The sequence below is a fragment of the Mesoflavibacter sp. CH_XMU1422-2 genome (genome assembly GCF_037029245.1).
GTDB classification, from domain to species: domain Bacteria; phylum Bacteroidota; class Bacteroidia; order Flavobacteriales; family Flavobacteriaceae; genus Mesoflavibacter; species Mesoflavibacter zeaxanthinifaciens.
On the sequence record NZ_JAYMEE010000062.1, the window covers coordinates 100696 to 125688 of the forward strand.

Genomic DNA, 24993 nt, shown 5'->3' on the forward strand with positions numbered 1-24993 from the left:
TTTTCTACAATGTCTAAAGTTATATTAATTACAGGAGGATCTTCAGGAATTGGTAAATCTATAGGTGATTTTTTAACCCAAAAAGGGTACATTGTTTATGGTACCAGTCGTAACCCTAAAAATTATACTAATAGTAATTTTAATTTGGTTGCTTTAGATGTTAATAATACAGCAACTATTAAAAAAGCTGTACAAACCGTTATTGACGCCGAAGGTAGGTTGGATGTTTTAGTTAATAATGCAGGAGTAGGTATTACTGGAGCTATTGAAGAAATACCTGCAGAACAAATACAGCATAACTTTAATACTAACTTTTTTGGACCAATTAATGTAATAAAAGCGGTATTGCCACAAATGCGAAAGCAGCAATCTGGTTTGGTTATTAATATTACATCTATTGCTGGCTATATGGGATTACCTTACAGAGGAATTTACAGTGCAAGTAAAGGTGCTTTAGAGATTTTAACCGAAGCATTTAGAATGGAAACTAAAGACTTTGGAATCAAATTTACAAACATTGCTCCAGGAGATTTTGCAACTAATATTGCTGCAGGACGTTATCATGCACCAGTATTAAAAGACTCGCCATATACAAAATACCCAAATGTATTAAAAGACATAGATGAAGATGTAAGTAGTAGTGGATCACCAATTGCAGTTGCCAAAAAAGTACATGAAGTAATTAATACTAAAAATCCCAAAATACATTATAAAGTTGGTGCTTTTATGCAGAAGTTTTCTATTGTATTAAAGTTTTTACTTCCAGATAAAATGTACGAAAAATTGCTTTTAAACCACTACAAGCTTTAAGAAGATAAAATGTTAATATTATTTAATATTAAATTTTAATCAACATGTATTAAAATTGTACTTTCGTAAGCACAAATTATACACAACTAATAAATACTATTTAAAATGAAATTTTTTATTGATACTGCCAATTTAGACCAAATTAGAGAAGCGCAAGATATGGGTATTCTTGATGGTGTTACTACAAACCCATCTTTAATGGCTAAAGAAGGTATTACAGGTCATGATAATATCTTAAAACACTATGTAGATATTTGTAATATTGTAGATGGAGATGTAAGTGCAGAAGTGATATCTACAGACTTTGAAGGTATGGTAAAAGAAGGTGAAGCTTTAGCCGAATTACATGACCAAATTGTTATCAAATTACCAATGATTAAAGATGGTGTAAAAGCTTGTAAATATTTTAGTGATAAAGGAATTAAAACTAATGTAACATTAGTTTTCTCTCCAGGTCAAGCTTTATTAGCAGCAAAAGCAGGAGCGACTTATGTAAGTCCGTTTATTGGTCGTTTAGATGATATTTCTACAGATGGATTAAACCTAATTGCAGAAATTAGACACATCTTTGATAACTACAATTTTGATACTGAAATTTTAGCAGCTTCTGTACGTCACACAATGCACGTTATAGATTGTGCTAAGATTGGTGCAGATGTAATGACAGGGCCATTAAGTTCTATTGAAGGTTTACTAAAACATCCTTTAACAGATAGTGGTTTAGCTAAGTTTTTAGAAGATTATAAAAAAGGAAACTAGTTGTATTACTAAAACAGAATAAAAAAGTCCTAAGCGTTTTACTTAGGACTTTTTTTATTGATCATTTTCTACTTTTTTCCACATGTGTTCAGAATTAAGATAAAAACTACCTACAAAATCAAAATTACATTCCGAAGGAGCTATGATAGATAAAAACGGTAAGTTGTTTTTATCTCTGTACAAGTGATAAACTTCACCTAAAATAGGCTCGAAATTAAATTTAGCATTATACACAAGGTTATTATACTCAAGCTCTTCCATCATTCTATCATATTCTGCTTTAAGCTCTAAATATTTAGCCTTTATTTGTTTATTGGCTTTATGTATGTTTTTATTCTTCCAAGTAATATTTTCTTTTACAACAATAGCTGGCGCGCCAACATTGGTTGCATAAGGTTTTAATGCAGCATCATAAGAATTTGTGTCAGTATTAAACACTACATTATCAGGTTTTTTCTCTGTAGACATTGCTAATTTCTTTTATGCAAAGATACTAATTTTAAGAGCTACAAGATAGCATAGAACAACCTACTTTATGTCTTGCCCATTCAGGTCGTTTTGCAAACCATTTTTCATGTTCTGGCTGCTCTGTATAAGGTTGTTTTAGAAGATTGAATAACTCGTGGATTAAGTTATAATCACCTTTATTAGCATCATCAATTGCTAGTTGTGCCATATAATTTCTTAAAACGTATTTTGGGTTAATACTGTTCATGTATTCTTTTCTCGCTTTCGCGGAAATTGTCTCACGCTTTAATCGTTCAGCATAGGATAAAAACCATAAGTTCCATCGTGTTTTAATGTCTTCTGTAATTGTTTTTGGTGTATAAAATGCTTCAGAAATTAATAGAAATCCTTCCGAATGTTTTTCATTTTCAAAATCTGCTAATAACCTAAAAAAGATGGTAAAATCAGTTTCAGTAAGTTGTAAACAATCTTCTAACTCTTGTATCAAAAAGGAGTCTTTTTCATCTTTCAATTGTAATCCTAGTTTAGAACGCATCATAGCTTTATAACGTACTATTTTTTGTTCTCCGAAGTTGCCTAAAATAGCCTCAAACCCTTCAGCTTCATTTACTAAAGGATATAAAGCATTAGCAAGTTGAAATAAATTCCAATGTACAACATCTACTTGTGCGCCATAACGGTAACGTTTGTGTTGTGCATCTGTGGTATTTGGTGTCCAACCAGGCTCGTAACCTTCTAGCCAACCGTAAGGACCATAATCTATAGTTTGACCTAAAATGGACATGTTATCGGTGTTCATTACACCATGAACAAAACCAACGCGCTGCCAATGGATGACCATATCAAGACTTCGATTTGCCACTTCATTAAAAAACTTTAAATAAACGTCTTTACTCGGTTTTCCTAAGAAAGAATAATGTGTATTAATGGTATAATCTACAAGCATTTTTAAGGTTTTAAAGTCTTGTCTTGCTGAGAATATTTCAAAATTTCCAAAACGTAAAAAGCTTTGAGAAACACGACAAACAATTGCACCTTTTTCATATTCTGGATTGCCGTCATATAATTTATCACGCAACACTTGGTCGCCAGTAAGCGCTAAACTTAAAGCGCGGGTTGTTGGTATGCCTAAATGGTGCATTGCTTCACTACATAGATACTCGCGGATAGAGCTTCTTAGAACAGCCAATCCATCAGCACTTCTAGAATAAGGTGTTTCTCCAGCACCTTTTAGTTGTAATTTCCAGTTAGTGTTATTGTGTTCAACTTCAAATAAATTTATTGCTCTACCATCGCCTAATTGTCCTGCCCAATGTCCAAATTGGTGTCCACCATAACACATGGCGTAAGGTTTGGTATTTTCAAGAATTTTATTTCCTGTAAAAATGTTTAGAAACTCTTCAGTATTTGCGTCTTCGGCAGTTAAACCTAAGATTTCTAATACTTCTGGAGATACATGAATTAGCTTTGGATGAGATGTTTTTTTAGGTGAAACAAAGCTATAACACGCTTCATTTACTTGTCTGCGACTGTTTTCTGTTTTAGAATCTGCAGGAAGTTGATTTATAAAGCTATTTTTTATGTTGAATTTCATTAAACCTTTTCTTTTTCAATACAAAGATAAGGATAGTTTATTTGCTTCTTTAATTAACTAACCACATTAAATTGTTTTAAATTTTATGATAAACTAACATATTAAAGCCTTAATTTATTAATATTGTTTATTGATTTTTTATTTAAAATAATTAGAGTTCATTACAAATAATGATAGATAATAAGTCTATAGCTGTTCTACCTTTTGTCAATATGAGTAATGATATTGATAACGATTACTTTTGTGACGGAATTACAGAAGAAATTATTAATGCTTTAACCAAAATTAAGGGACTAAAAGTAATTGCTAGAACTTCTTCTTTTGCTTTTAAAAACAAAAGCATTGATGTTAGACATATTGGTAGTCAATTAAGTGTAGCAACCATCTTAGAAGGTAGTATTAGAATATTTAAAGATAGAATACGCATTAATACCCAGTTAATACGAACAGATGATGGATTTCAAATTTGGTCACAAAATTTTGATAGAAAATTAGATCATATTTTTGAACTTCAAGATGAAATAAGTTTAATTATAGCAGAACAGATTAGGGAAAACTTTGGACACTTACATATACATAATCATATATCTATAATTGGAACTAAAAATATTTATGCTTATAAATTATATTTAAAAGGTAGAGCTTATCAACTTAATTGGGTTTTAGAAGATTATCTTAAAGCAATAGATTATTATAAAAAAAGTATAGCAGTTGATACAAATTTTTATGATGCTTACTTTGCATTAAGTAGATCTTATGGTATTTTATCTAGTTGGGGATTTATAGATAAAACAGAAGGAGAAAGATTAGCTAAAAATTATTTAAATAAAGGCTTAAAAATTAATTCATCATCTTATTTAGCATATTTTTCTCAATCTTCATTAAATTTTTGGAACCAATGGAATTACACTAATGGCATAAATTTATTAAAAGAAACATTACATAAAAACCCAAACTATGCTATAGCTTATGAGGGTATTGCCGAAATATATATGGCTACTAATCAGTTAGAAAAAGCTTTACTAAATATTAATAAGGCTATAGAAATTAGTCCATTATCACCTAATCATCCATTTTACTAAAGGAAATATTTATTTTCTAAAAAAAATGTATAACGAATCTATTTTACATTTAAATGAATGTTTAAGAATAGATCCAAATTTTAGTTTAGCAATTGAAACTAAATTAGCATGTTATATATTTTTAAACGACGTTTCAAAATTTGAAAATTTTATAGCTGTAAAGCCACAACTAAATTATCCTGAAATTTGCAAAGCGTTATTTAGTTTGATTAATAAAAAACAATTAAAAAGACCTATTGACATTGCCACTATTGATATAGATGAAAGTTTTAAATATATATATCCTTGGCATTTTTATTTACTGATACATTATGGTAATACAGAAAAAGCACTAGATGTTTTTGAAGATAAAATGAAATTAAAAGTAGGTCAATTAGTTAATTTTCAATTAGATCCTTTTTTAGATTCTTTGAGAGAAAACAAGCGCTTTCAATTAATAACAAAACAAATTATTTCTTCAGAATCATTCTCAGAACACAAAGAAGTTATAAATAAAATTGAAAGAGAAATTTCAAAACCTTTTAACGATTCTGAGATTAAGGAATATAAGTTGATTTTAGAGAATTTTATTAAAAAAAGTAAGCCATTTTTAAATCCAAATCTTTCATTAAAAGAACTAGGTGAAAGTATTGATTTACATCCTAATAAATTGTCTTGGTTACTTAATACTGAATTCAATAAGAATTTTAATGATTTTATAAACTACTTTCGTCTCAATCATTTCAAAACTATAGCCTTAGATCCTAAAAATTCTCATCTTACTATTCTTGGGTTGGCTTTTGATAGTGGTTTTAATTCTAAAAGCGTATTTAATACATACTTCAAAAGAGCCGAAGGTATTACACCTAGAGTTTGGATGAAGCAAAACTTGTAGTAAATTGTAATAAGTTCGTTTCAGATTATAATTTAGCACGATTCATAACTGTTTATACTTCAATTTTGCAGTATCAAACAATCAATTAAAAACGAACAGTTATGACAATTTTACACAAACTTTTAATGGCATTTATAATAGCTATTTTAACGCTTTTTACATCATGTTCAACAGATGATGACAACAACACAGCTTTTATTAATTACACAACCGCTGAAAATTTATTAACCGGCATAAACTTTCAAGGTTATGCTATTATCACAAAAAATGGAAACGATCTGGTACGACAAGGTTTTGGCTTAGCCAATGAAAACACAGCACTTCCTCAAGATTATGAATTAGCATATCGCATTGGTTCGGTATCCAAAACATTAACTGCAGCTGCAGTTATTCAGTTAAAACGCGATGGTTATATTTCGAACTATAATCAAACTTTAGATGAATTTGATCCTGAGTTTCCAAACGGAAATCAAATTAGTATAGCACAACTGTTATCGCACCAATCTGGTATTCCAGACTATCAGTTTGTTGTTGAAGATGCTGCAGCACAAGGAAACTTTTTTGATGAAGAAGACATCTATGAAGTTATTTCGGAACTAATTACAGAAAACGGACTCAATTTTACACCAGGCACAGGAAAACAATACAGTAACTCTAACTACCTTATTGCAGCTTTGTTGGTTGAAGAACTTACTAATATGGCTTACCACGAGTACATTCAGCAAAATATTCTCAATCTTTTGCAAATGACAAACACGTACAGAGGCACAGACAATATTAATCCAAACACACATGCTGAAGGCTATAACAATGGTAATGCAAACAGTGTTTACCCAATGAATTTAGCTTTTGGCGCTGGCGATTTTAGCAGCACACCAAAAGATATGGAAACGTGGACGAATGCTGTAAAAACAAACTGGTTTTCAGCTACAGAAAAAGAAGACATATTCGCTCAAGATGTACCAAGTGGCTATGTAGATTTTGGTTTGGGTTGGTTTACAACACAAGAAGGTAACACCACACTGTACTGGCATGGTGGCGATATAGACGGTTATTGGAGCATGATTGGTTTTGTGCCAGAATACAACGCAACTATTGTATTATTAAGCAATCAACAAGACGATTCTGGTGAACAACGCAATACCATAATTCAGCAACTGTTAACCAACGAGTTTAACTAAGATTCAAACTTAAATCAAACAAAAAAATGCAACATACCAATATATTATTAGCTGGTGCTACTGGTTATCTTGGTAGACATTTATTAAAGGTTTTAATAGAAAAACAAAACCAGGTGGTTGCTATTGTCCGTAAGTCAAATCAGATTGATAATCCTAATGAAAACTATCTGGAAATTAAGCACGCTGAAGTCACCAAACCCGAAACTTTACGAGACATTTGTAAGGGCATAGATACGGTTATTTCTACCGTTGGTATTACGAGGCAAAAGGATGGTTTAACTTATATGGATGTCGATTATCAAGCAAATATGAATTTACTTGAAGAAGCTAAAAAGTCTAGTGTAAGCCACTTTGTTTATGTGTCTGCTATTAATGGCGATAAACATCGACATTTGAAAATTTTTGAAGCCAAAGAAAAGTTTGTTGATGCTTTAAAAACATCAGGATTGAACTATACCATTGTAAGACCTAACGGATTTTTTTCTGATATGAAAGATTTTCTGCAAATGGCAAAATCAGGTCGTGTGTATTTATTTGGATCAGGAAATCAAAGATTCAACCCAATTCATGGAGAGGATTTAGCAAAAGCTATTGTCGATAACTTAGAAGATTACAATAACGAATTAACCGTTGGAGGTCCTGATATATTAAGCTTAAATGATATTAGTAAACTCGCACTGACTTCATTAAACAAGCCAATAAAAATAACGCATTTACCAGATTGGATAAGACGATTCACCATTTGGACTTTAAGAACATTTACCAGCGTTAAAACCTATGGTCCTATTGAATTTTTCTTAACCTTAATGGCTGAGGATAATATTGCACCTACCTATGGTAATTATCATTTAAAAGACTATTTTAGAGAAGAAGCTAATACACTAGAGATATGAATATTCCGGATCCAAATACCGTTTTTCCTTTAGCAAATTACGATAAGTTATGTTTTTTAAAAAACTACATCAACAATCCTAATATTGAGGTTGGTGATTACACCTATTACGACGATTTTGAAGATGTTTCTAACTTTGAAAAAAACGTAAAATATCATTTCGATTTTATAGGCGATAAACTCTTCATTAGTAAGTTTTGCATGATTGCTTCTAGTGCAACTTTTATTATGAATGGCGGAAATCATTTAACTGAAGCAACATCAGCCTATCCGTTTGCCATATTTGGTGGTGCATGGCAACATGCTATGGATGGTAAAAGTTATCCAACTAAAGGTGATACCGTTATTGGTAATGACGTGTGGATTGGTCACGATGCTACCATTATGCCTGGTTTAACAATTGGTGATGGCGCTATTATAGCCACAAAAGCAGTAGTAACGAAAGATGTTGCTCCTTACACTATTGCTGGTGGCAATCCCGCAAAATTAATTAAAAAGCGTTTTTCTGACGATATCATTTCTAAATTATTGGAACTTAAATGGTGGGATTGGGAGATTGAAAAAATCACTAAACATGTAGATAAACTCACGTCGCATCCTGAAACGTTGTTTTAAAATAAAAATTTAAAAATAAATATAAGGTTTAGCACTAATTGTGTTAAGCCTTTTTTTTATTCAAATACTTCAAATTGAATAATAAGTACTGAATTTCAAAAAGGTTTGAAATCATAATTCAGGACGATTAACATTCGCTTCTGTCTCATCTTTGTCACATCAAATAATCAATCAAAAAACGAACAATTTAAACATCAATCACAATGAAAAAATTACTAATTATTTGTTTAGCATTATTCACAATTCACGGTTTTGCTCAACAGATTTCAAAACAAGAAAAAAACCATGACACAGATTTAAAATACAGAGTTAGTTTTCCGGCAATTATTTTAGGAAATATTGGAAAAGGAGGAGAAAGAACCAACACACAACACATTGAATTACACGTTAAACGTGAGCTTGACGCCAAAAACATCGTTGGTTTTAAAGTTGCTACATGGAGATTATTTCAACCTATGGGCATTCAATGGTGGGACGGACTTACAGATAAAATAGATTCTGAAACCGAATTTTATCCTGGTTATTTACGCGAAACAGGTATTGGTATCTCTTATCAACGTATGCTTTGGAAAGGGTTATTTGCTTCGGTTGAAGTGTTGCCATTATACAAAACCTATTTAGATCTTGATGACAAGAAAATAGCTAACGGATTTAAGCTCTACAATTCGTATCATATTGGTTATCATTTTGCTTTTGGCAAAAAGAAACAGTTTTTTATAGAACCACAATTTCATTGTAATGTTTGGCATTTTGACACTAATACGCCAGAATCATTTAAGCAACTCGACAATAAATGGGATTCTTATTTTCTATTTGAACCTAATCTTTATATTGGTATAAAAATTTAATTTCTAAAACTATCTTAAATTTCTAAAACTAACATTATGAAATATCTATTTCTAGGTTTAATATTTTTAGTTGGATTATCAGCTATTGCTCAGAAAACAACAGAATCTATGATTAAACAATGCTTTAAAACCGAATTAGAAAAGGAAAATATTAAAAGTGGAATACTACACGTGTATTCTGAATCTCGAGGTATTAACATTAAGATAGCGGAAAGTAAAGAAGATGCTATTTCGATAAATCATCCATTTTATACAGCTAGTGTTACCAAGATTTTTACCGCAACAGCAATTGGTATTTTAAAGGATCAGAATAAATTAAATTTTGAAGATAAGATTGCTGGATATTTACCAGATTCATTGATTACTAATCTTCATGTTTTAGGAGGTAAAAACTATTCTGAAGAATTAACCATAGCAAATCTATTACAACATACCTCTGGTTTACCTGATTATTTCACCGATGAAACAAATGACGGAAGTCCGAATATCATCAATCAACTATTAATGAAACCCAATAAATTGTGGTCTACTGGAGAACTGATACAATTTTCTAAAGAAAAAATGACACCTCATTTTGTTCCTAGTAAAGGTTATCATTATACCGATACTGAATATGTGCTTTTAGCTTTGATAATTGAAAATGTAAGTGGTTTATCGTTAGATGAGTTTTTCAAGCAACATATTTTTCAACCTTTAAACATGCATAGTTCATATGTTAACTTAAAATCGTCTTCTATAAAAAACAAACTTCCAATCGTTAAGTTTTATGCGAGTCAATATGAATTATCGTCTCTTAAAAGCTTAAGTGCAGATTGGGGAGGCGGCGGTTTAGTCTCAACCACTCACGATTTAATTGCATTTTTAAAAGCCTTTAATACCGATAAAATTGTAAAGAAAGAAACACGTTTAGCCATGCAAAATTGGGTAACTGAAACAAAAGGTATGGAATACGGTTTTGGAATAAGACAAGTGTCTTTAGGTGAATTAACTAACACAGAAAGCGACTTGCAGCTTATTGGTCATTCTGGTTCTACAGCTTCCTTTTTATGGCACTGCCCACAATTAGATACTTATATTTCGGGGACTTTTAATCAATTAGAAGTTTCGAAAAGCGCTTTAATACTAGTATATAAAATATTAACAATGATAGAAAAACAATAGGCTTATTCTTTTTTAGCTAGAATACATAAATTAACAACCATATTTATACCTAAAAGTAAAAACCCTTGTAAAATAAATATTTTACAAGGGTTTTAGCGGAGAAAGAGGTAAGTGAACCTATCTCTTAATGCCTTTATTTATTACTGTTTCAGTCCTGTACCATTATGAGGTCACCTAATAGGTCACCTTTAAAACCTTGTGTTAAAGATACGAAATTTACTTGATTAATCCTCGTACTTTACTGATTTCAAAGCCCATAAAGTCGCAAAATTCATCAATAGTAACTAATTGGTGTGACTCTTTGTTAAGGTGCTCTTTAATCTTGCTGATTATAGTTCTACCATAACGCTCACTTTTACCTGTTACTACTTGCACGTCTTTAGGGTAAATACAGATTCTGCTCATTGGCTCAAAATTTAAAATTAATACTCTAACTATACTTTAGCTATACCGTAGCTGTAAAGCTCTTATATACAATATACGACAATTTTCACAATGAAAAAACTATCTATTTCGGAAGTTTTGGCAAGTTATAAACACTTCGGAAGCTCTTATAACCAGTGTGTTAGATATGTTCGTATATTTAAATATTCATCATCAAAAAAAATAATTGTTATGGCAAGATTAAAAGGTATTATTAAACTCGAAGGTACGTTAGATAATTTGACGTTTTACAAGGGTAAAGAAGGCTATTTGGTAAAGACTAAAAGCGGTGTTTCAAAAGAGCGTATTCAAAATGATCCAGCGTTTGAGCGTACGCGAGAAAATGGTTCTGAATTTGGTCGTTCTGCATCTTCTGGTAAATTATTAAGAACTTCTGCAAGAAACTTAATGATTAAAGCAAAAGATAATCGAGTTTCAAGTCGTGTTACGCAAGTAATGACGAAAATTAAAAACTTTGATACATCCTCTATAAGAGGTGAAAGAAATGTGGCAACAGGATTGGCAACACCAGAAGGTAAAGCGGCTTTAAAAGGCTTTGATTTTAATAATAGAGCTGTTTTAAGTGCGGTTTTATTTGCTCCTTTTAGCGTTGATGGTTCTACAGGTGAAATTTCAATCCCAAATTTAACACCTACAAACGATATTGCTTATCCAAGTGGCGCAACTCACGTTAGTTTTACTTCTGCTTTCTTAAAAGTTGATTTTGATACTACAGAAAATGCGATTGAGTACAGTCCGACTGTAAATATTCCGATTGATTCGACTTCTGCATCGCAAACATTAACTCCAGCAGGTGTGCCAACAGGTACAGGAAACGATGTGTTTCTTTTATTAGTAGAGTTCTTTCAAGAGATTAACGGTGTTCAGTATCCGCTTAAAAATGGCGCATATAACGTTTTAAACATCGTAGAAGTGGCATAAGTTTCATTCTGACCTTTGAAGCTGAAAGAGTCCTATGGTTTTGTATCATAGGGCTTTTTCTTTTTACCATTAATTTTTTAAAGAAAACAAAAAAAGAAAGCTGATACTTTGGTAGCGTGGATGATGCTGTCAAGGTTTTTGAATAAAAGTTTTTTGTGTTAATATGTTTAATGAAATAGAAGAGTTTTTTTTGAAAAAGTTTTATTCAAAACCCTTTAGGGCTTGACCTTTATAGCATATAGCGTTGGCATTAGGAAGCTACCTATATTTGCTATCTTTTTTATTTTTACTCTTAATTTTAACAATATAATATTATGGAAAACCCTTTTGAAATTATTAATAACCGATTAGAGCGTATTGAAAGGTTACTTGAAAATATTAGCAATAATAGCATAAGAAATGAAGCTAATATAAATTTACCTAAGATTATGACTTTAAAACAACTTACAAGTTATTTAGATGTCTCCAAATCATATCTATATAAATTAACAAGTACCAATAGCATACCTCACTCTAAAAGAGGTAAAAGGATTTATTTTGATATTGAAGTTATCAATAATTGGGTGTTAGAAAATAAAATATGGACACAAAAAGATATTGAAGAACAGGTGAATAATTATTTAATGAAGAATCATAGAAAGTTTTAAGTTATTATATAGATATAGTTAGCGAAATGAAGCAAACAAAGACTTGAGGTAAGGAATACTTGGACTTAACGATGGTTTTGTGCAGATGAATGAGATAACTAATATTTTAACTTACCTCATCTTACTACTGTTTCAATATAGCTCTAAATTTGATTTTAAGTTCTAAAGTGAGCGTTGGCTATAGCGGATATTTAGCTCGTTTCAATTTTATTTTATATTAATGTACTCGTGAATAGCCATTATTTAATTGTAGTTATGATTTGTGCGGCTGGTACGTGGCTATTTTACATAATGACCGTTATAACGCTACAGTTGTTATAACTACGCATTATGTAACATAGCTTGGGTGAGTTTAGGGTTTTTATGAAAAATAATACTTTATAGCTTATTGCAGTTTGGTTTGATTTTATGAAAAACCAAAGCTGTAATATGCTATTACCTTAAAGACAAAAAAACGCTAAACTTGTATGGCGCGCGGAACAACACAAAAGACAGAGGATTTTGAGGTACGAAAAAACTGGGTTTTGGGTTGTGTGGACTTATATCTCGGACTTATAATTACTAACTGCTATAATCACATCATTTTCAATTTTACCTGCTCTTTTTAAAATGATTTTTAGATAATCGTCACCAAGTCTTCGGCGTACCTGTTTTATATTTTCAATAAGTTCACTATAAGCATCTTTTTTCTCTGATAGTTTTAATTGACGTAAGGTATATTTTGGTAGTGTCTTATATTTATTAATATCAATCAATAGGGTGTCTATAAAGGATACTAACTCTTGGTCTAAGTCATCACTTTTTTGTTTCAATAATGATTTTAGTGCTATTTTCGCCTTGTTTTCTAATGCTACTTCAGTACGACCTGTCTTATGTCTTGGTTTGAATGTTTTTATTTCTTCATAAGAATCCCAAAAGGCACTATTTAAAGGTAATCTCTTTTCATCTAAATTACATTTAACAACCTCTACCAATTCTTCAAATGTTTTTTCATTGGGTTTGTCATTTGGTTTCTCGTTTTCATATTGATGAACAATAGAAAATAATGCCATACCTTTTTTTCTTAAAACAACTACATTATTTTCAGAGTAGGCTTTAGCTGTTTTAACACGATTAGGCAAATCTTTAATTTTCTTAATAATGTCTGGATGGTTATTTAAAATTTCATTGTAGTCATTACGGATGATGGTACTTGTGCTTAACTCGTCTCCATCCTCTGGATTGGTAGAAATTTTACTAAATAAACCACTTGGTGTTGGTTCTTCGTCTGCATCAAATATTTTAGCATCTTCGCCTAATGCACTATGGATTAAAAACATTTTTTGTTGTGCTATTTCTCTACTTTTCACAATATCCGATCCTTGGTCTGTTGGAAAGAAATTATAAATATATAGTTCATCAAACACTTTAGCACTCATTCTGTTAATACGACCAACACGCTGTATAACTCGTGTAGGATTCCAAGGAATATCGTAATTAATGATTAGACCTGCTCTATTAAGGTTAAACCCTTCTGATAGTTTATCACTGGTTACTAAAACATCATAATCGTCTTCAGGATTTTTGTCTTTTGCATTAAAATTGGCGTTTAATATTTTAGTGAATTTTTTAGTTACAGCGCCATCACAAAATAATGCTCTACCCAATAATTCCTTTTCAAAATAACTTTTAAGATGTCTAACCGTATCGGTGTATTCTGTAAATAAAATAACCTTGCGTTTAGTAGTTGCTTTTTGATTTAGCACCTGTTTTATGGTTTCAAGTACAGAAATCCTTTTAGGGTCATTTTTAACAATATTCAGGTCTTTAATTTCTTGCTCTATGGCTTCAAATAATTTGATGTCGCTTTTGATGTCTTCTAAAAACTTATCCTTTAAATGAAATTTATCAATCTCATATATCTTGGTGTGTTTTGGTGCTGTTTTATTGACTGCATTTCTCTCAAATTCTTCTAATGCTTCTTTTATAGCCTCATAAGTAAAATCATCTGCCTCATCAGTATCGTCATAAATATTCTCAATTACTTTACGGTCTAATACATATTTACCAGAATGCTCAATAAATGACAATACCATTCTATTGGTCTTTAAAAAACGTTGTATACTTTTATGGAATGCACCAAATGAACTTTCAAAACGCTTTACCAATAAACGCCTCATAAAGTCGTATAAGTTACGTTGTTGTTGGAACGCTCTATTATCGTCTTCGTTTAACTTGTCTTCGTCTTTAGGTGGGTTTTCATATTCAAATGGCTTGTATATAGCACCGTGAAAGTTTCCGTTCTCACTAAAATAATCTTGAATAATCCTATTGTAAAACTCTGATTGCTCGTGAGAGAGTTCGTAAAATTGCTCTTCTGGGTCTTTAACTTCTGATAAGTTGACAATTTCTTTTTTATACTCAAAATCTGTTTTAAGGTCTAAACGATTTCTACGAATTACCACAGGTGTGATTACATTTTTTATCTCGTTTGCCATTGTATTTACATTGCCTCGAACAATTTGAATATCTATTGGTAAAGGTAAACCAAACATTTTTTCGTAGTCCCTTTCGGCTTTTCTTCGCTTATCTGGATTATTTGAGTTGTGGTTTTTTATAATGTTAGATAAACGCTTAAATCTATAATTGTAGGCATTAAAACGTCCTTCCAAGTCCATTTCAATGGTAATACCTGATTGACCAGGAACAATAAATAATTTTAATAGCGAGAAAATATCAGCAGGCGAATTGTTAAACGGTGTCGCACTTAATAGAATAACTTGTTTACCTCTACAAACATCCATTAAACCTTGGTATGCTGCGGTATCTTGATTTCTAAACTTATGCGCTTCATCAATGATAACCACCTCATAACCTTGTTGATTATCTGAAAGATGTTCTGCCAAAGTTTCCATATCACCAGAACTATACACATCCCAACTGTACAGCTTAAATCTGTTAATATATTCATACCAACCCGAGCTTTCTTTTTTACTACCCACTAATCCCGGTGGGCATAAAATCAGCCCTCTTTTGTTAAGTTGATTGGCTATTAAAGATGCAATAACCGATTTTCCTAAACCTACAACGTCTGCTATAATCACACCGTTGTAGGTGTCAATCACATTTAGTGCTTGGTTAACTGCATCTAACTGGTATTGGTACTTCTCAAAACCATTATCTTCCAACAATCTATCAATAGCATCGTTAATACGTTTGGCTTCTTGTAATTCTATATAGGTTTTTAAAATTAAAGCATAGGCTTCATAAGGTGTAATTAAAGAGGCTTGACTTTTATTTTTTAGAAAATCGATAATAATTTTTGTGCCATTTTCGGCTTCGGTAATAGGTACAGCCACTTCCCAAAGGTCATCAAAATAGGCTTCGGCACTTTCAAAACCATAGTCTTTTATTTCAACATTAAATTCTTCTTGACCGTGCAACCCTGCTTTGGTTAAATTGCTACTACCTGTAATAAATTCGCCTTTAACGTTGAATAAGTCTTGATACTGATTGTCTAATTGAAATAAATAAACTTTAGCGTGATTGGGATTAAGTGTTTTTCTAATAATCAATCTGCCTTCTTCTAATAACTGAATAAAGAATGTTATTTGATTGTAAAAAGCTTCGTTATCCATTTCGGAATTATTTATTGCGAAACCCATAGATTTCATAAAATGCGCAAAATGTTCTTCTTGACTTAAACTATCGTCTTGCAAGCCAACCTCTACAATAGTGCTTAAATATTTATCTACTTGTAAGCCAACCAATATTTTTAAGGTTACTTGATTGTTATCCTGAAGGTTTTTATAAATTTCTTGCCAACCCGAGAAATAAAAAAAGCCGACCAAGAATTTTAATTCTTGACTTGCCGAAATTAGTTTCTCTAATCGCTTTTTTAGTGTAGCGTTATCTTGGCTATTGGTTATAAAGTTTTTGTTCATTTATTCAAATTTCAATGCGTTGTATTCTTGGGTTGCTTTTTTAACGGTTTCCAAAAGGTCTGTAAAACTTGGGCTGTCTTCTGGAATCATATTAGTTTGCATCGTTTTATAATCGTCTTCCCAAGCTTTTATAAAATCGTCTGGTGGAATAGGGTTTAAGTTTGGTGGATATAATGTAGCATAATCTACACCACGCATACCATTAAAACGCTCTCTATGTTCAATTATAGAAACTATTAGTTCTTGGTCGTAGGCTTTGTGTTTGTGTTCGCTATTGTAGATTTTTGTAATGTCGTACAAATGCCTACTTAAACGTTCTACACGTATTTTGTCGTTAGGTTTTTTAAACTCCTCGTGCAATAAAAACAATTTTTCCAAATAGGTACGCTCTGGATTTACACAAGGTACATTTATAGGTAAATCAGCAAATGGTTGTTTAGGAAATTGTTCACCTACAAAAGATATGATGTCGCAATTTGTAAACGGATCTTTTAACGAGCGACTACCCAATTCTACTTTTACCCTTGGTAAAACGTATTCTGAATGTTCTGTAACCGCAGGATAATAAATTAAAATAGATACTGGGTCTTGGTCGCCATCGCCTAAATTTTCAAAATCGAAGTTTACCTCTGTATAGCCTTTTTCATTGAATGCTTTTTGTAAGGCTTCATAAAATGTAGTGGTAACAAACTCAAAAGATTGCTCTCTTAATTTTTTTACTTGCGATTTACTGATTAAACCACCATCAAAGCCTAAATACTCTCTATTTAAAGCTAAATCTATATCTTCTGAAAAACGCTGTATTAAATACCACGCTTTACTTAATGATGTACCTCCTTTAAATAACAAATGTTCGGCAACTTCTAATTGCGAAAAGATAATATCGAGGGTTTGTACTACCCACCAATCTTTTTCTACAGCATATACAGGCAAGCCTTTTTCTTGCGCTACCGCAGTAAAAACTTCTACTTTTTCTGTCTCTTTTAATTTATAAAACTCTTGTGCTGCCATTTACAATGCTTTTGCCATTATTTCTGCTATCCATTGCGGTGCTAACCCAATGTCGTGTTTTAAATCTTGCTTATCTTCTTTTAATAACAGACTATGTATTTTTTCTAATTCTTGGGTTGTGGCTTTATCCTTTCCAATATCTTTTAAGGCTTGAACCACCAATTTGCTAACCTCACCTTTTAGCGCCAAATTTTTAGGTGTTGTTTTCTTAAACTGTATGGTGCGTTTGCCAATTTTTATGGTTCTGGGTGAGCCATCTGTTAAGTAAACAATGCGTAGTGGCACTTGGGTAGATAAGCCTAAAGCGTTTTGCGCTTGCGCTCCTGTGGGTAATAAACGCGCCTTATCTCTTTTAGCAATAGCAATAGCTACTTCTTCAGCATCTGGCAATACGTCTTGATTAAGCAACTTACTAAAGGTTGGTTTAGCATAAATACCTCTTGCCAAACGACTTATTTTTTTTGCTTTTACCAAACGATGTAATGCGGTATGTACTGCACCATTGCTACCAAGGTCTAAAAAATCTTCTATAAACAGAATTGTGCCAGGCTTGGTACGATTTATTTGTTCTGTAACTTTATCATCTACACTTTGCATAACACAAATATAGTTTTTTTGTAAGTTATTTAAAAATATTTGTGAGTTATTTATGCTATAAAACTTACAGATGGATGTTATTTAATTATAAACTATGCCTTGTTTTTGCAACCTATTTTATAACTATTTGTAACTAAACTATACTAAAAAGGTTACAAGCTATTTTACACTTTGTAATTATTATACGCTTCTTCTGTTAAACTAAAAGCTGGGTCTATAAGCAATACCTCTTGGTGGGTGAGGTTATAGAGCTTGTAGATTATTATATTCAACAATTCATAGTTTTCATTAAAATCATTAGTGCCATATGTGTTTTCCAATTCATTATGTAAATCATTAATTCTTGAAAGCACATTATTTGTTGGCAATTGTATAGGAAGTGTTTCTAAAAAAGTTTTTGAAATGTTTACAGTAAGGTTCGAGTTGTTAGAAAAATTGTTAGCGTAATACCAATTGATTAGCCTTGAATTAAGTAAGCTGTTGAAGAACTCATAGAGTTCTTTATATTCTTCAACGAGAATTATATTATTAGTAGAGGCGAAAGCTTTTCTTTTTTCTAAATCTATTGCAGAAACTAAAGGCATTGTACCACCACTTATTCTTTGCATAACAATTTTTTTAGGTTGATTCCATAAATAATCTGGTCTCGTTCTATGAATCTCTGCTTTATTCCAAATAATGAAATTTGAACATTCTTGAATAAAAAATCTCTTTACATCTTTACCTTCAATTAAATCAAATGTATTATCCTCCTTTTTATCAAGAATAAGGTGTTTGTGAGCAACAATACCTTCAATAATATCAACACAACACTCACCAAGACTCTTTTTATTCTTTTTAATTTTAGAAGAAAGTGCCATCTGCTCTTTATTGAGCATAATATTAAAGGTGTAGCTTGTATTCTCTAAAAATACATTTTGATTGATGTATTTAGTTTTATACTTGTTTTCTTGAAGTGACTCTACATCAGTTAAAATTTCAGTTTCAAAATCTGGACTTGTTTTGTTACTTAACTGAAATAGAATTGTTGAAGCAGTTACTTTATTAAAGATGCCTTCTCCTAAATCTACAATTGAGTTTATATCATTATTTTTCAATAATTCATATCTAATTACATCATAAACAGTACCTCTTAAAATATTATTTGGAATAATATAAATAAGGTTACCATTCTTTTTAATAAGCTTTTTACCCTTTAATAAGAAAATAGCAAAGAGGTTTATTTTTCCAGCTTGCCTTGATTTTGACTTACTTGGAAGAGCTATATCTTTAAAATATTCATCATTAACATAGTCTTTAAAACCTGCTCCAAAATCTACATCTCTTGTAAATACATAGGGTGGATTACCTATAACTATATCAAAATTATCTTCTCCAAACATCCATTGTGGGTCAAACCAAGATGAGGCTTCATTACTAAAAGGGTTCCAACTAATCAATTTATAGCTTCGGCTGTTGGTATCGGCAAACAAGTTATGCTCGTTTTTAAATGCCTTTTTTTGTACCCTTAAAAAGCGTTCTTTTATTTTTACTTTTTTCTTACCAGAGCTTTGTAGGTAGTCTGCACGTAGTTGTTCTAAAAGTTGTAACTCTTCATAATTATCGAACATACTTGTTTGTTGTCCTTGTTCTTCAGGCAAGCCAATAAGCGTATTGGCGGTTACAAATTTAAACTCCAAGTTAGGTAAGGGTTCAATGCCACGGTTTATAGCCGTGTCGTCTATATTTTCATCAATAACCAAAGAGAGAAAACTACGTAGTTTTGAGATTTCGGAAGCAATAGGTTGTATATCTACGCCATAAATAGAATGTTGTATCACGCCTAATTTACGAGCGTAATCGCTTGTGGCGGCATCCAACTTTTCTTTAAGTTGGCTACGTATTAGGGCGTTATTTACCTTTTCGAGCTGTTTTTGTTTCCACCATTTTGCACCTGGGTCTAACTTTTTTAGAGCTAAAATAATTTTATGTAATGCACCCATAGGGAATGCACCAGAACCGCACGCTGGGTCTAAAATCTTAACATCGCTTAATGCTTGTAATATTTGGTCTTTTTTATTGGTACTAAAGGTGTCTTCTTGGTTGGTTTCTTGACCTTCCTTGAAAAGTCGCTCTAACGCCTCTTCATCATCAATAGCTGTTTTGGTTTTTAGATATTGCACCAACGATTGTTCTACCATATAATCTACAATCTCTCTTGGCGTATAAAAGCTTCCTGTGGCTTTACGTGCGCTTTTTTCGGTATCTGGGTCTATTTCTGCTAAAAGGTTTTCAAAGATAGTACCCAACATTTCTGGGTCAATACTTACTTCGGCATCATAAATGCTGTTTTCGTCAATGGTAAAGTTGTATTGTTCCAGGACTTTAAATAGCTCTAAAAACCACGAATTAGGAATTTTTAATCCGAAAGAAATTTGGTGTATGCCTTGACTATCGGTTGGAAAGAAATCGTCTGGATGTGCTTCAAACAAACCACCGTTTAAGAATGGGATAATGTTGGCGTCTTGTGGTAGAGTATAATCTTTACGGTCTTCTTCTCGTTTATTGAGTACTAAAAAGAATAGTTTTTCTAATACCGAGTGGTAGTAATCGTGTTGCTGATTGTTAACGTCTACAACTGTGTTTGATGATAACCACGTTTCCGGAATTAATGGAATGCCAGCTTCTGACTTTTTATTCTTTAAAAACCAACAAAATATGGTACGACCTATCAATCTAACTGCAAACTCTTGATAAACTTTGCGGTTGTCTTTTAAAGGTGTTGATGGCAAAACCAATTGCGGATTATCTGCATTAATGGTTTTAGTGCCTTGTTTGTACTTACCACCAATTAACTCATAAAAGGCTTTAGCTATTTCTTGATAGAATTGTTTGTTTAGTGGTTCTACACTAAAGGCTTCAATAATTTCATCTAACGAGTTAAAACCACAACTACCAACTTGTTTAATAAAGGTTTTATTGGTTTGTTTAGGCGATACAAAATAGGTATAACGCTTGTATTCTGTAAATTCTCTTTTAGTGCCTAAATAATTGGCTTTTACAAAACTGAACCTAAAATTCCCTTCACTATCATAAAACACAAATAATGCTGCATCTTTTACTTCGTGTTTCAGAATTTTTTGGCAATTTCGTATTGGTTTTTCTTTCCTGTTCTTTCCGTTAATGGTTCGGTAGTTTCGGATGCGATAATAATAACATCGTCTTTGTTTATGGTCGCTTCACCAACTTTTTCGATAGACTCATACTTGTCGAAAATACCTTCCTGGAAGAGATAATCTAAATTTTCGTCGTCTAGTTTGAAGGAAGGTAGCTTGTCTCTTAAAAAAGCTATTAAATTTTTGTTAGAATATTGATTGATTAGATTGGTTAGCTGACTCATATATAAAACTTAATTCACTCAAAAATATAAATCTTTTTTGTGGAAAGTAGGAATATTTACAAGAAAAAGATAAAACCCAAAAAACCGAGTGGTTTAATTGGGTTTTGTTGGGTTATGATGCTGTTGCAAAAGTTTTTTGTTTAAGCTTTTCAAGATGCTTTTCCATATTGCTTTTGCACCATTCTTCTTTTGCTATTTTTGGTGGATGACCTATTGCTTTAGATAGTTCTTCTTTCATTATTTGCTCTACAGCATCTACATATTCTTCGGTAGTTGTAATGCTATCGTGAATAGTATAAATAGGTGCGTTGGGATATTCTTCTGTTATACGCTTTGCAATAACATTAATCATTAAATGACTTTCAATACTTTGCAATAATCTTGGAAGTAGGGTTTTGTCTTTGCTTTTAATTTTAGCAAACACATTATACACTTCTTTAAACATTTTTTCAAATACACGTTTTGGTGCTGCTTCAGTTTGACCTTTAAATTGATTTGCTGTAAACAATACTTGGAATACTGCTGCTTTAACTTCTTTACGGTCTTTTAAATGAATACCCAATTCCTTTTGAAATGCTTGTTCTAAAAACTCGTATAGCTTACCAGATACTACTAAATCAATGTAGTGTTGAAACTCATTATCTATAAGGGATTGAGGGATTTCTCCTAACATAATGTAATTATCATTGCTATGAATTTTAATATGTGATATATTTAATATTTTATAATTTATATCATTTATATTATTAAAAGAAAGACTTTTACGATTCTGCGGTTCACGAAAAGAGATTGAAAAAGTGTTAGGTGTATTTGGCTCATTTTTTTGCTCAATCCAAAAGTCACGACTTAACAAAACTGTGCTAATATATGGTTGGCTGTTTTTTATATCTAACGAATATAATTTTTGACCATCGTAAGTAATTGCATTTCTAATACGACTTGGCATATTTGTTAAGTTTGTATGTAATCGATATACATTATCATCCAGCATCAAATTATAGTCTTTGCATTTTAACCTTTGCGCACTCATTTGTGCGTGTATCATTTGATTTGTTGGGTGCTTTTGTTTTTTTCTGATTCTGTCATACTCCCATAATGATCTATCTTGCATTTTTAAATGATGCTCTTCACGTAAAAAAGCATCTACATAATCATAATCAATTTGCAGTTTATCATTAAACCACTTTGTTGCAAAGTCAAGATGTTTAACAGATTCTTGTTTGCGATTTTTTTCAACTTTTAATTTTTTACGAAATGTAAATTCTACTACTTGAAATGGTTTAACAGGTGTTCTGTATTTCTCAATTAATCTGTAACCTTTTGATTTTTCACCAACTAAATAATGATTATCACATTCGATAATTTTTAAATCTTGTTCTAAATAATCAAGATATTGCTTATAGTTCTGAATTTTATCCTGCAACTTTTTTGCATTGATAGGTATAAAATCTTCTCCTTGAATATCTTTATCCATTAATGGAATGGCATTAATTAGATGTAAGATATAACATAGCTTGTCTAATTTATAAGGTTTAAATGTTGGTGGGTTGTTATGCGTTAACTCGAATATATCCAAGTTTTCAGGTATGTATATTCTCATTATGCACTATTGTTTTGGGTTAAAATTTTAATTACATCGTCATACTCATAGTACATAGTTTTACCCATTTTTGTGTAGGGTAGTGTACCATTTACACGTAAGTTTTGCAGCGTTCCTGGTGAGATGTTAAGCATCTCTCTAACGTCTGCTGATTTTAACCACTTTTTTTGCTCTGTTTGGCTTCCTAAAATTGTCTTAAGTTCTGTGATGATTTCTTGTTTTAGAGTCTTTAAATCATCCTTTGTAATTACTTCGAATGTCATTTTTTATTAAAATGTATTAAAAGGTGTAAACACCTGATTTATATTGTGTTAATTTACGATATTTTGAGCTTTACATAAAACAAACTTATTAACAGTTATTAACTAATTTATGGCAATAAAAAACAGTAAAACCCTCGTAAATACAAGGGTTTTAGTTAGTTTGATGCTAAAATAATAATGATGAATGTTTATATCTGCTAATTAAACGCTTGGATGTTTCTACATTAGTTTTATTAGCAAATTTTTGCTTTAAAATTGCCATATCATCGCTTACTTTTCTATCCAATATTTTAGCATAATGTTGTGTCGTTTTTAGTGATTTATGACCTAACATTTTACTTACTGATTCCATTGGAACACCATTAGACAATGTTACCGTAGTAGCAAAGGTGTGTCGTGCTAAATGGGTGGTTAAGTTTTTATTAATACCACACAAGTCTGCTATCTCTTTTAAATAGGCATTGGATTTTTGATTGCTTAATACAGGAAGTAAAACACCTTTTGTTACTGCCTCTGGATGGTTTTCGTATTTTTTTATAATGTCTAAAGCGGTTGGAAGTAGTGGAATATTACTGCGTGTATCGGTTTTAGTACGCTTTGTTTTAATCCATTTATCACCATCAATACCAAATACCAAATTATCTTTTGAGAGCTTCTTAACGTCGCTATAGGCTAAACCAGTAAAGCAACAGAATATAAAAATGTCTCTTACTTGCTCTAATCGATTGGTGTGTAATTCTTTTTCGAGCATTGTTTGTATTTCTTCTTCTGAAAGGAATTGACGTTCTACTTCTTTTAATCGTACTTTGTAATTTAAAAATGGGTCTTTTGCTATCCAACCATTAGCCAGAGCAATACGCACTATTTTTTTGAAATTCTTTATGTATTTAATCGTGCTGTTATGACCGCAGTTTCTAACGGTTTTTAAGTAAAACTCAAAGTCTATTATAAATTGGTGGTTTACTCGCTTAATACTTATATCGCTTACTTTATACTGATGCTGCATAAATTCTTTAAGATGCTTGCATACGGTTTTGTAGCGCTCTAAAGTACCTGCTGAAAATTCTCTACCTACTAACTTTTTTACTTGTGTATTATGGTTTTCAAAAATGGTTATGAGTGTACGCTCTTTTTCTTCAATACCTAAAAACTTATTCTTTAGGGTTTCTGTAGTGACCTCTTTATTGTCTTGAATTAGGTCTCTTTGACTTTGATATACTTTTGTAGTAAGGGAATCTAAATAAGCGTTAAGCTCTCTTATGTCTTCAGTTCTTCCAATTGCTTTATTGCCTTGACTGTTCCATTTATTAACTTCAATACTGCGTTTTGTACTGATTTCTGTTCGTTTACCATCTATGGTAATACGAAGATAAATAGGGCATTTGCCCTGTGCATCTACCTTACTTTTCTTCAAGTAGAATAATAATCCAAATGTTTTGTTCATTCTGGTGACCTTTAAAATTATACATTAATTTACGAAATAATTAGGTCTTATTTTGTGTTTAACTAATTGATTTATAAACAGTTATTAACAAATAGGTGACCTAAAAAAGGTTTTAAAAAGGTCACCCAAAAGGTCACCAACAGAATGGTTTTTAATACACTTTTTGATGTTTTGTAGAAACTAAAAAGTCCCGTAAACATAGTGTTTACAGGACTTTGTTCGATTTTGAATAAATCTTGGCGGAGAAAGAGGGATTCGAACCCCCGGAGGTGTGACCCTCAACAGTTTTCAAGACTGCCGCATTCGACCACTCTGCCATTTCTCCAGTGAATCTCATCGGGTATTTCCCAAATGCGAGTGCAAATATAGATAGCTTTTTCATTTATTTCAAATAAAAATGAACTTTTTTTATAAAAAAAATATTTTCAAATTCTGCTAGAGTTTAAGTATGTTAAATTTATCTTTTTAGGACTATATATA

22 protein-coding genes and 1 tRNA gene are annotated in these 24993 nt (G+C 31.5%); 11 read left to right on the forward strand and 12 right to left on the reverse strand.

Annotated features, from left to right (window positions below):
- The first annotated feature begins 9 nt into the window (after positions 1 to 9).
- Both WA340_RS09785 and fsa read left to right on the forward strand, forming a co-directional pair.
- A complete protein-coding gene (locus WA340_RS09785; RefSeq protein ID WP_336128785.1) occupies positions 10 to 810 on the forward strand; it encodes an SDR family oxidoreductase in 801 nt (266 codons plus the stop codon).
- Positions 811 to 915: 105 nt separating this feature from the next.
- Complete coding sequence (fsa, locus tag WA340_RS09790) at positions 916 to 1569, forward strand: fructose-6-phosphate aldolase (protein WP_027878791.1); 654 nt, start codon at positions 916 to 918, stop codon at positions 1567 to 1569.
- 54 nt (positions 1570 to 1623) lie between these two features.
- Here fsa and WA340_RS09795 read toward each other — a convergent pair whose 3' ends face one another.
- Both WA340_RS09795 and WA340_RS09800 read right to left on the reverse strand, forming a co-directional pair.
- Positions 1624 to 2037: a DUF2452 domain-containing protein gene (locus WA340_RS09795; protein ID WP_106678153.1), complete on the reverse strand. Its 414-nt coding sequence runs from the start codon at positions 2035 to 2037 to the stop codon at positions 1624 to 1626.
- Between the two features lie 31 nt (positions 2038 to 2068).
- The gene (locus tag WA340_RS09800; RefSeq protein WP_336128788.1) at positions 2069 to 3631 is read right to left on the reverse strand and encodes a protein adenylyltransferase SelO; all 1563 of its coding nucleotides are present in this window, start codon (positions 3629 to 3631) and stop codon (positions 2069 to 2071) included.
- A 170-nt stretch (positions 3632 to 3801) separates the two neighbouring features.
- On the opposite strand from WA340_RS09800, the gene WA340_RS09805 reads away from it, so the two are divergent.
- The 7 genes from WA340_RS09805 (at position 3802) to WA340_RS09835 (ending at position 10284) form a co-directional block, all read left to right on the forward strand.
- Entirely contained in the window at positions 3802 to 4713 is a 912-nt protein-coding gene (locus WA340_RS09805) for a hypothetical protein (protein WP_336128790.1), read from the forward strand.
- Positions 4714 to 4738: 25 nt separating this feature from the next.
- The gene (locus tag WA340_RS09810) at positions 4739 to 5587 is read left to right on the forward strand and encodes a helix-turn-helix domain-containing protein (RefSeq protein WP_336128792.1); all 849 of its coding nucleotides are present in this window, start codon (positions 4739 to 4741) and stop codon (positions 5585 to 5587) included.
- A gap of 101 nt (positions 5588 to 5688) precedes the next feature.
- Positions 5689 to 6768, forward strand: coding sequence for a serine hydrolase domain-containing protein (locus WA340_RS09815; protein WP_336128794.1), 1080 nt, complete (start codon positions 5689 to 5691; stop codon positions 6766 to 6768).
- 26 nt (positions 6769 to 6794) lie between these two features.
- Positions 6795 to 7661, forward strand: coding sequence for an SDR family oxidoreductase (locus WA340_RS09820; protein WP_336128796.1), 867 nt, complete (start codon positions 6795 to 6797; stop codon positions 7659 to 7661).
- Positions 7658 to 8275 (forward strand): CatB-related O-acetyltransferase, encoded by a 618-nt coding sequence (locus WA340_RS09825; protein ID WP_336128798.1) that lies wholly within the window; start codon positions 7658 to 7660, stop codon positions 8273 to 8275. Before WA340_RS09820 ends, WA340_RS09825 begins: the two co-directional genes overlap by 4 nt.
- A 203-nt stretch (positions 8276 to 8478) precedes the next feature.
- Positions 8479 to 9123, forward strand: coding sequence for a hypothetical protein (locus WA340_RS09830; protein WP_336128799.1), 645 nt, complete (start codon positions 8479 to 8481; stop codon positions 9121 to 9123).
- A gap of 36 nt (positions 9124 to 9159) precedes the next feature.
- The gene (locus tag WA340_RS09835; RefSeq protein WP_336128800.1) at positions 9160 to 10284 is read left to right on the forward strand and encodes a serine hydrolase domain-containing protein; all 1125 of its coding nucleotides are present in this window, start codon (positions 9160 to 9162) and stop codon (positions 10282 to 10284) included.
- 216 nt (positions 10285 to 10500) lie between these two features.
- On the opposite strand, the gene WA340_RS09840 is transcribed toward WA340_RS09835, so the two are convergent.
- Positions 10501 to 10689 (reverse strand): hypothetical protein, encoded by a 189-nt coding sequence (locus WA340_RS09840; protein ID WP_270005202.1) that lies wholly within the window; start codon positions 10687 to 10689, stop codon positions 10501 to 10503.
- Positions 10690 to 10899: 210 nt separating this feature from the next.
- Between WA340_RS09840 and WA340_RS09845 the strand changes: the two genes are divergently transcribed.
- Positions 10900 to 11649: a hypothetical protein gene (locus WA340_RS09845; protein WP_336128804.1), complete on the forward strand. Its 750-nt coding sequence runs from the start codon at positions 10900 to 10902 to the stop codon at positions 11647 to 11649.
- 314 nt (positions 11650 to 11963) lie between these two features.
- The gene (locus WA340_RS09850) at positions 11964 to 12296 is read left to right on the forward strand and encodes a helix-turn-helix domain-containing protein (protein WP_336128805.1); all 333 of its coding nucleotides are present in this window, start codon (positions 11964 to 11966) and stop codon (positions 12294 to 12296) included.
- A 539-nt stretch (positions 12297 to 12835) separates the two neighbouring features.
- Here the strand turns inward: WA340_RS09850 and WA340_RS09855 are convergent.
- From WA340_RS09855 to WA340_RS09895, 9 genes are all read right to left on the reverse strand, one after another.
- Entirely contained in the window at positions 12836 to 16219 is a 3384-nt protein-coding gene (locus WA340_RS09855) for a helicase-related protein (protein WP_336128806.1), read from the reverse strand.
- Positions 16220 to 17230, reverse strand: a complete 1011-nt coding sequence (locus WA340_RS09860; protein WP_336128807.1) for a nucleotidyl transferase AbiEii/AbiGii toxin family protein — start codon at positions 17228 to 17230, stop codon at positions 16220 to 16222.
- Complete coding sequence (locus WA340_RS09865; protein ID WP_336128809.1) at positions 17231 to 17827, reverse strand: DUF6088 family protein; 597 nt, start codon at positions 17825 to 17827, stop codon at positions 17231 to 17233.
- A gap of 164 nt (positions 17828 to 17991) precedes the next feature.
- A complete protein-coding gene (locus WA340_RS09870; protein ID WP_336128810.1) occupies positions 17992 to 20907 on the reverse strand; it encodes an Eco57I restriction-modification methylase domain-containing protein in 2916 nt (971 codons plus the stop codon).
- 29 nt (positions 20908 to 20936) lie between these two features.
- Positions 20937 to 21206, reverse strand: a complete 270-nt coding sequence (locus WA340_RS09875) for a hypothetical protein (protein ID WP_336128811.1) — start codon at positions 21204 to 21206, stop codon at positions 20937 to 20939.
- A 112-nt stretch (positions 21207 to 21318) separates the two neighbouring features.
- On the reverse strand, positions 21319 to 22806 hold the full coding sequence (locus tag WA340_RS09880) for a hypothetical protein (RefSeq protein ID WP_336128813.1): 1488 nt from the start codon (positions 22804 to 22806) through the stop codon (positions 21319 to 21321).
- The gene (locus WA340_RS09885) at positions 22806 to 23069 is read right to left on the reverse strand and encodes a helix-turn-helix domain-containing protein (protein ID WP_336128815.1); all 264 of its coding nucleotides are present in this window, start codon (positions 23067 to 23069) and stop codon (positions 22806 to 22808) included. The genes WA340_RS09880 and WA340_RS09885 overlap by 1 nt, the downstream gene beginning before the upstream one ends.
- 166 nt (positions 23070 to 23235) lie before the next feature.
- Positions 23236 to 24513, reverse strand: a complete 1278-nt coding sequence (locus WA340_RS09890) for a site-specific integrase (RefSeq protein WP_336128816.1) — start codon at positions 24511 to 24513, stop codon at positions 23236 to 23238.
- Positions 24514 to 24750: 237 nt separating this feature from the next.
- A tRNA-Ser gene (locus WA340_RS09895) sits at positions 24751 to 24838 on the reverse strand.
- Positions 24839 to 24993 lie beyond the last annotated feature (155 nt).

Coding starts and splice junctions, on each gene's coding strand:
- WA340_RS09855 (WP_336128806.1), bottom strand. CDS start 16,219: ATGAACAAAAACTTTATAACCAATAGCCAAGATAACGCTACACTAAAA.
- WA340_RS09815 (WP_336128794.1), top strand. CDS start 5,689: ATGACAATTTTACACAAACTTTTAATGGCATTTATAATAGCTATTTTA.
- WA340_RS09880 (WP_336128813.1), bottom strand. CDS start 22,806: ATGAGAATATACATACCTGAAAACTTGGATATATTCGAGTTAACGCAT.
- WA340_RS09800 (WP_336128788.1), bottom strand. CDS start 3,631: ATGAAATTCAACATAAAAAATAGCTTTATAAATCAACTTCCTGCAGAT.
- WA340_RS09840 (WP_270005202.1), bottom strand. CDS start 10,689: ATGAGCAGAATCTGTATTTACCCTAAAGACGTGCAAGTAGTAACAGGT.
- WA340_RS09820 (WP_336128796.1), top strand. CDS start 6,795: ATGCAACATACCAATATATTATTAGCTGGTGCTACTGGTTATCTTGGT.
- fsa (WP_027878791.1), top strand. CDS start 916: ATGAAATTTTTTATTGATACTGCCAATTTAGACCAAATTAGAGAAGCG.
- WA340_RS09805 (WP_336128790.1), top strand. CDS start 3,802: ATGATAGATAATAAGTCTATAGCTGTTCTACCTTTTGTCAATATGAGT.
- WA340_RS09875 (WP_336128811.1), bottom strand. CDS start 21,206: ATGAGTCAGCTAACCAATCTAATCAATCAATATTCTAACAAAAATTTA.
- WA340_RS09835 (WP_336128800.1), top strand. CDS start 9,160: ATGAAATATCTATTTCTAGGTTTAATATTTTTAGTTGGATTATCAGCT.
- WA340_RS09830 (WP_336128799.1), top strand. CDS start 8,479: ATGAAAAAATTACTAATTATTTGTTTAGCATTATTCACAATTCACGGT.
- WA340_RS09825 (WP_336128798.1), top strand. CDS start 7,658: ATGAATATTCCGGATCCAAATACCGTTTTTCCTTTAGCAAATTACGAT.
- WA340_RS09850 (WP_336128805.1), top strand. CDS start 11,964: ATGGAAAACCCTTTTGAAATTATTAATAACCGATTAGAGCGTATTGAA.
- WA340_RS09890 (WP_336128816.1), bottom strand. CDS start 24,513: ATGAACAAAACATTTGGATTATTATTCTACTTGAAGAAAAGTAAGGTA.
- WA340_RS09865 (WP_336128809.1), bottom strand. CDS start 17,827: ATGCAAAGTGTAGATGATAAAGTTACAGAACAAATAAATCGTACCAAG.
- WA340_RS09860 (WP_336128807.1), bottom strand. CDS start 17,230: ATGGCAGCACAAGAGTTTTATAAATTAAAAGAGACAGAAAAAGTAGAA.
- WA340_RS09810 (WP_336128792.1), top strand. CDS start 4,739: ATGTATAACGAATCTATTTTACATTTAAATGAATGTTTAAGAATAGAT.
- WA340_RS09795 (WP_106678153.1), bottom strand. CDS start 2,037: ATGTCTACAGAGAAAAAACCTGATAATGTAGTGTTTAATACTGACACA.
- WA340_RS09845 (WP_336128804.1), top strand. CDS start 10,900: ATGGCAAGATTAAAAGGTATTATTAAACTCGAAGGTACGTTAGATAAT.
- WA340_RS09785 (WP_336128785.1), top strand. CDS start 10: ATGTCTAAAGTTATATTAATTACAGGAGGATCTTCAGGAATTGGTAAA.
- WA340_RS09885 (WP_336128815.1), bottom strand. CDS start 23,069: ATGACATTCGAAGTAATTACAAAGGATGATTTAAAGACTCTAAAACAA.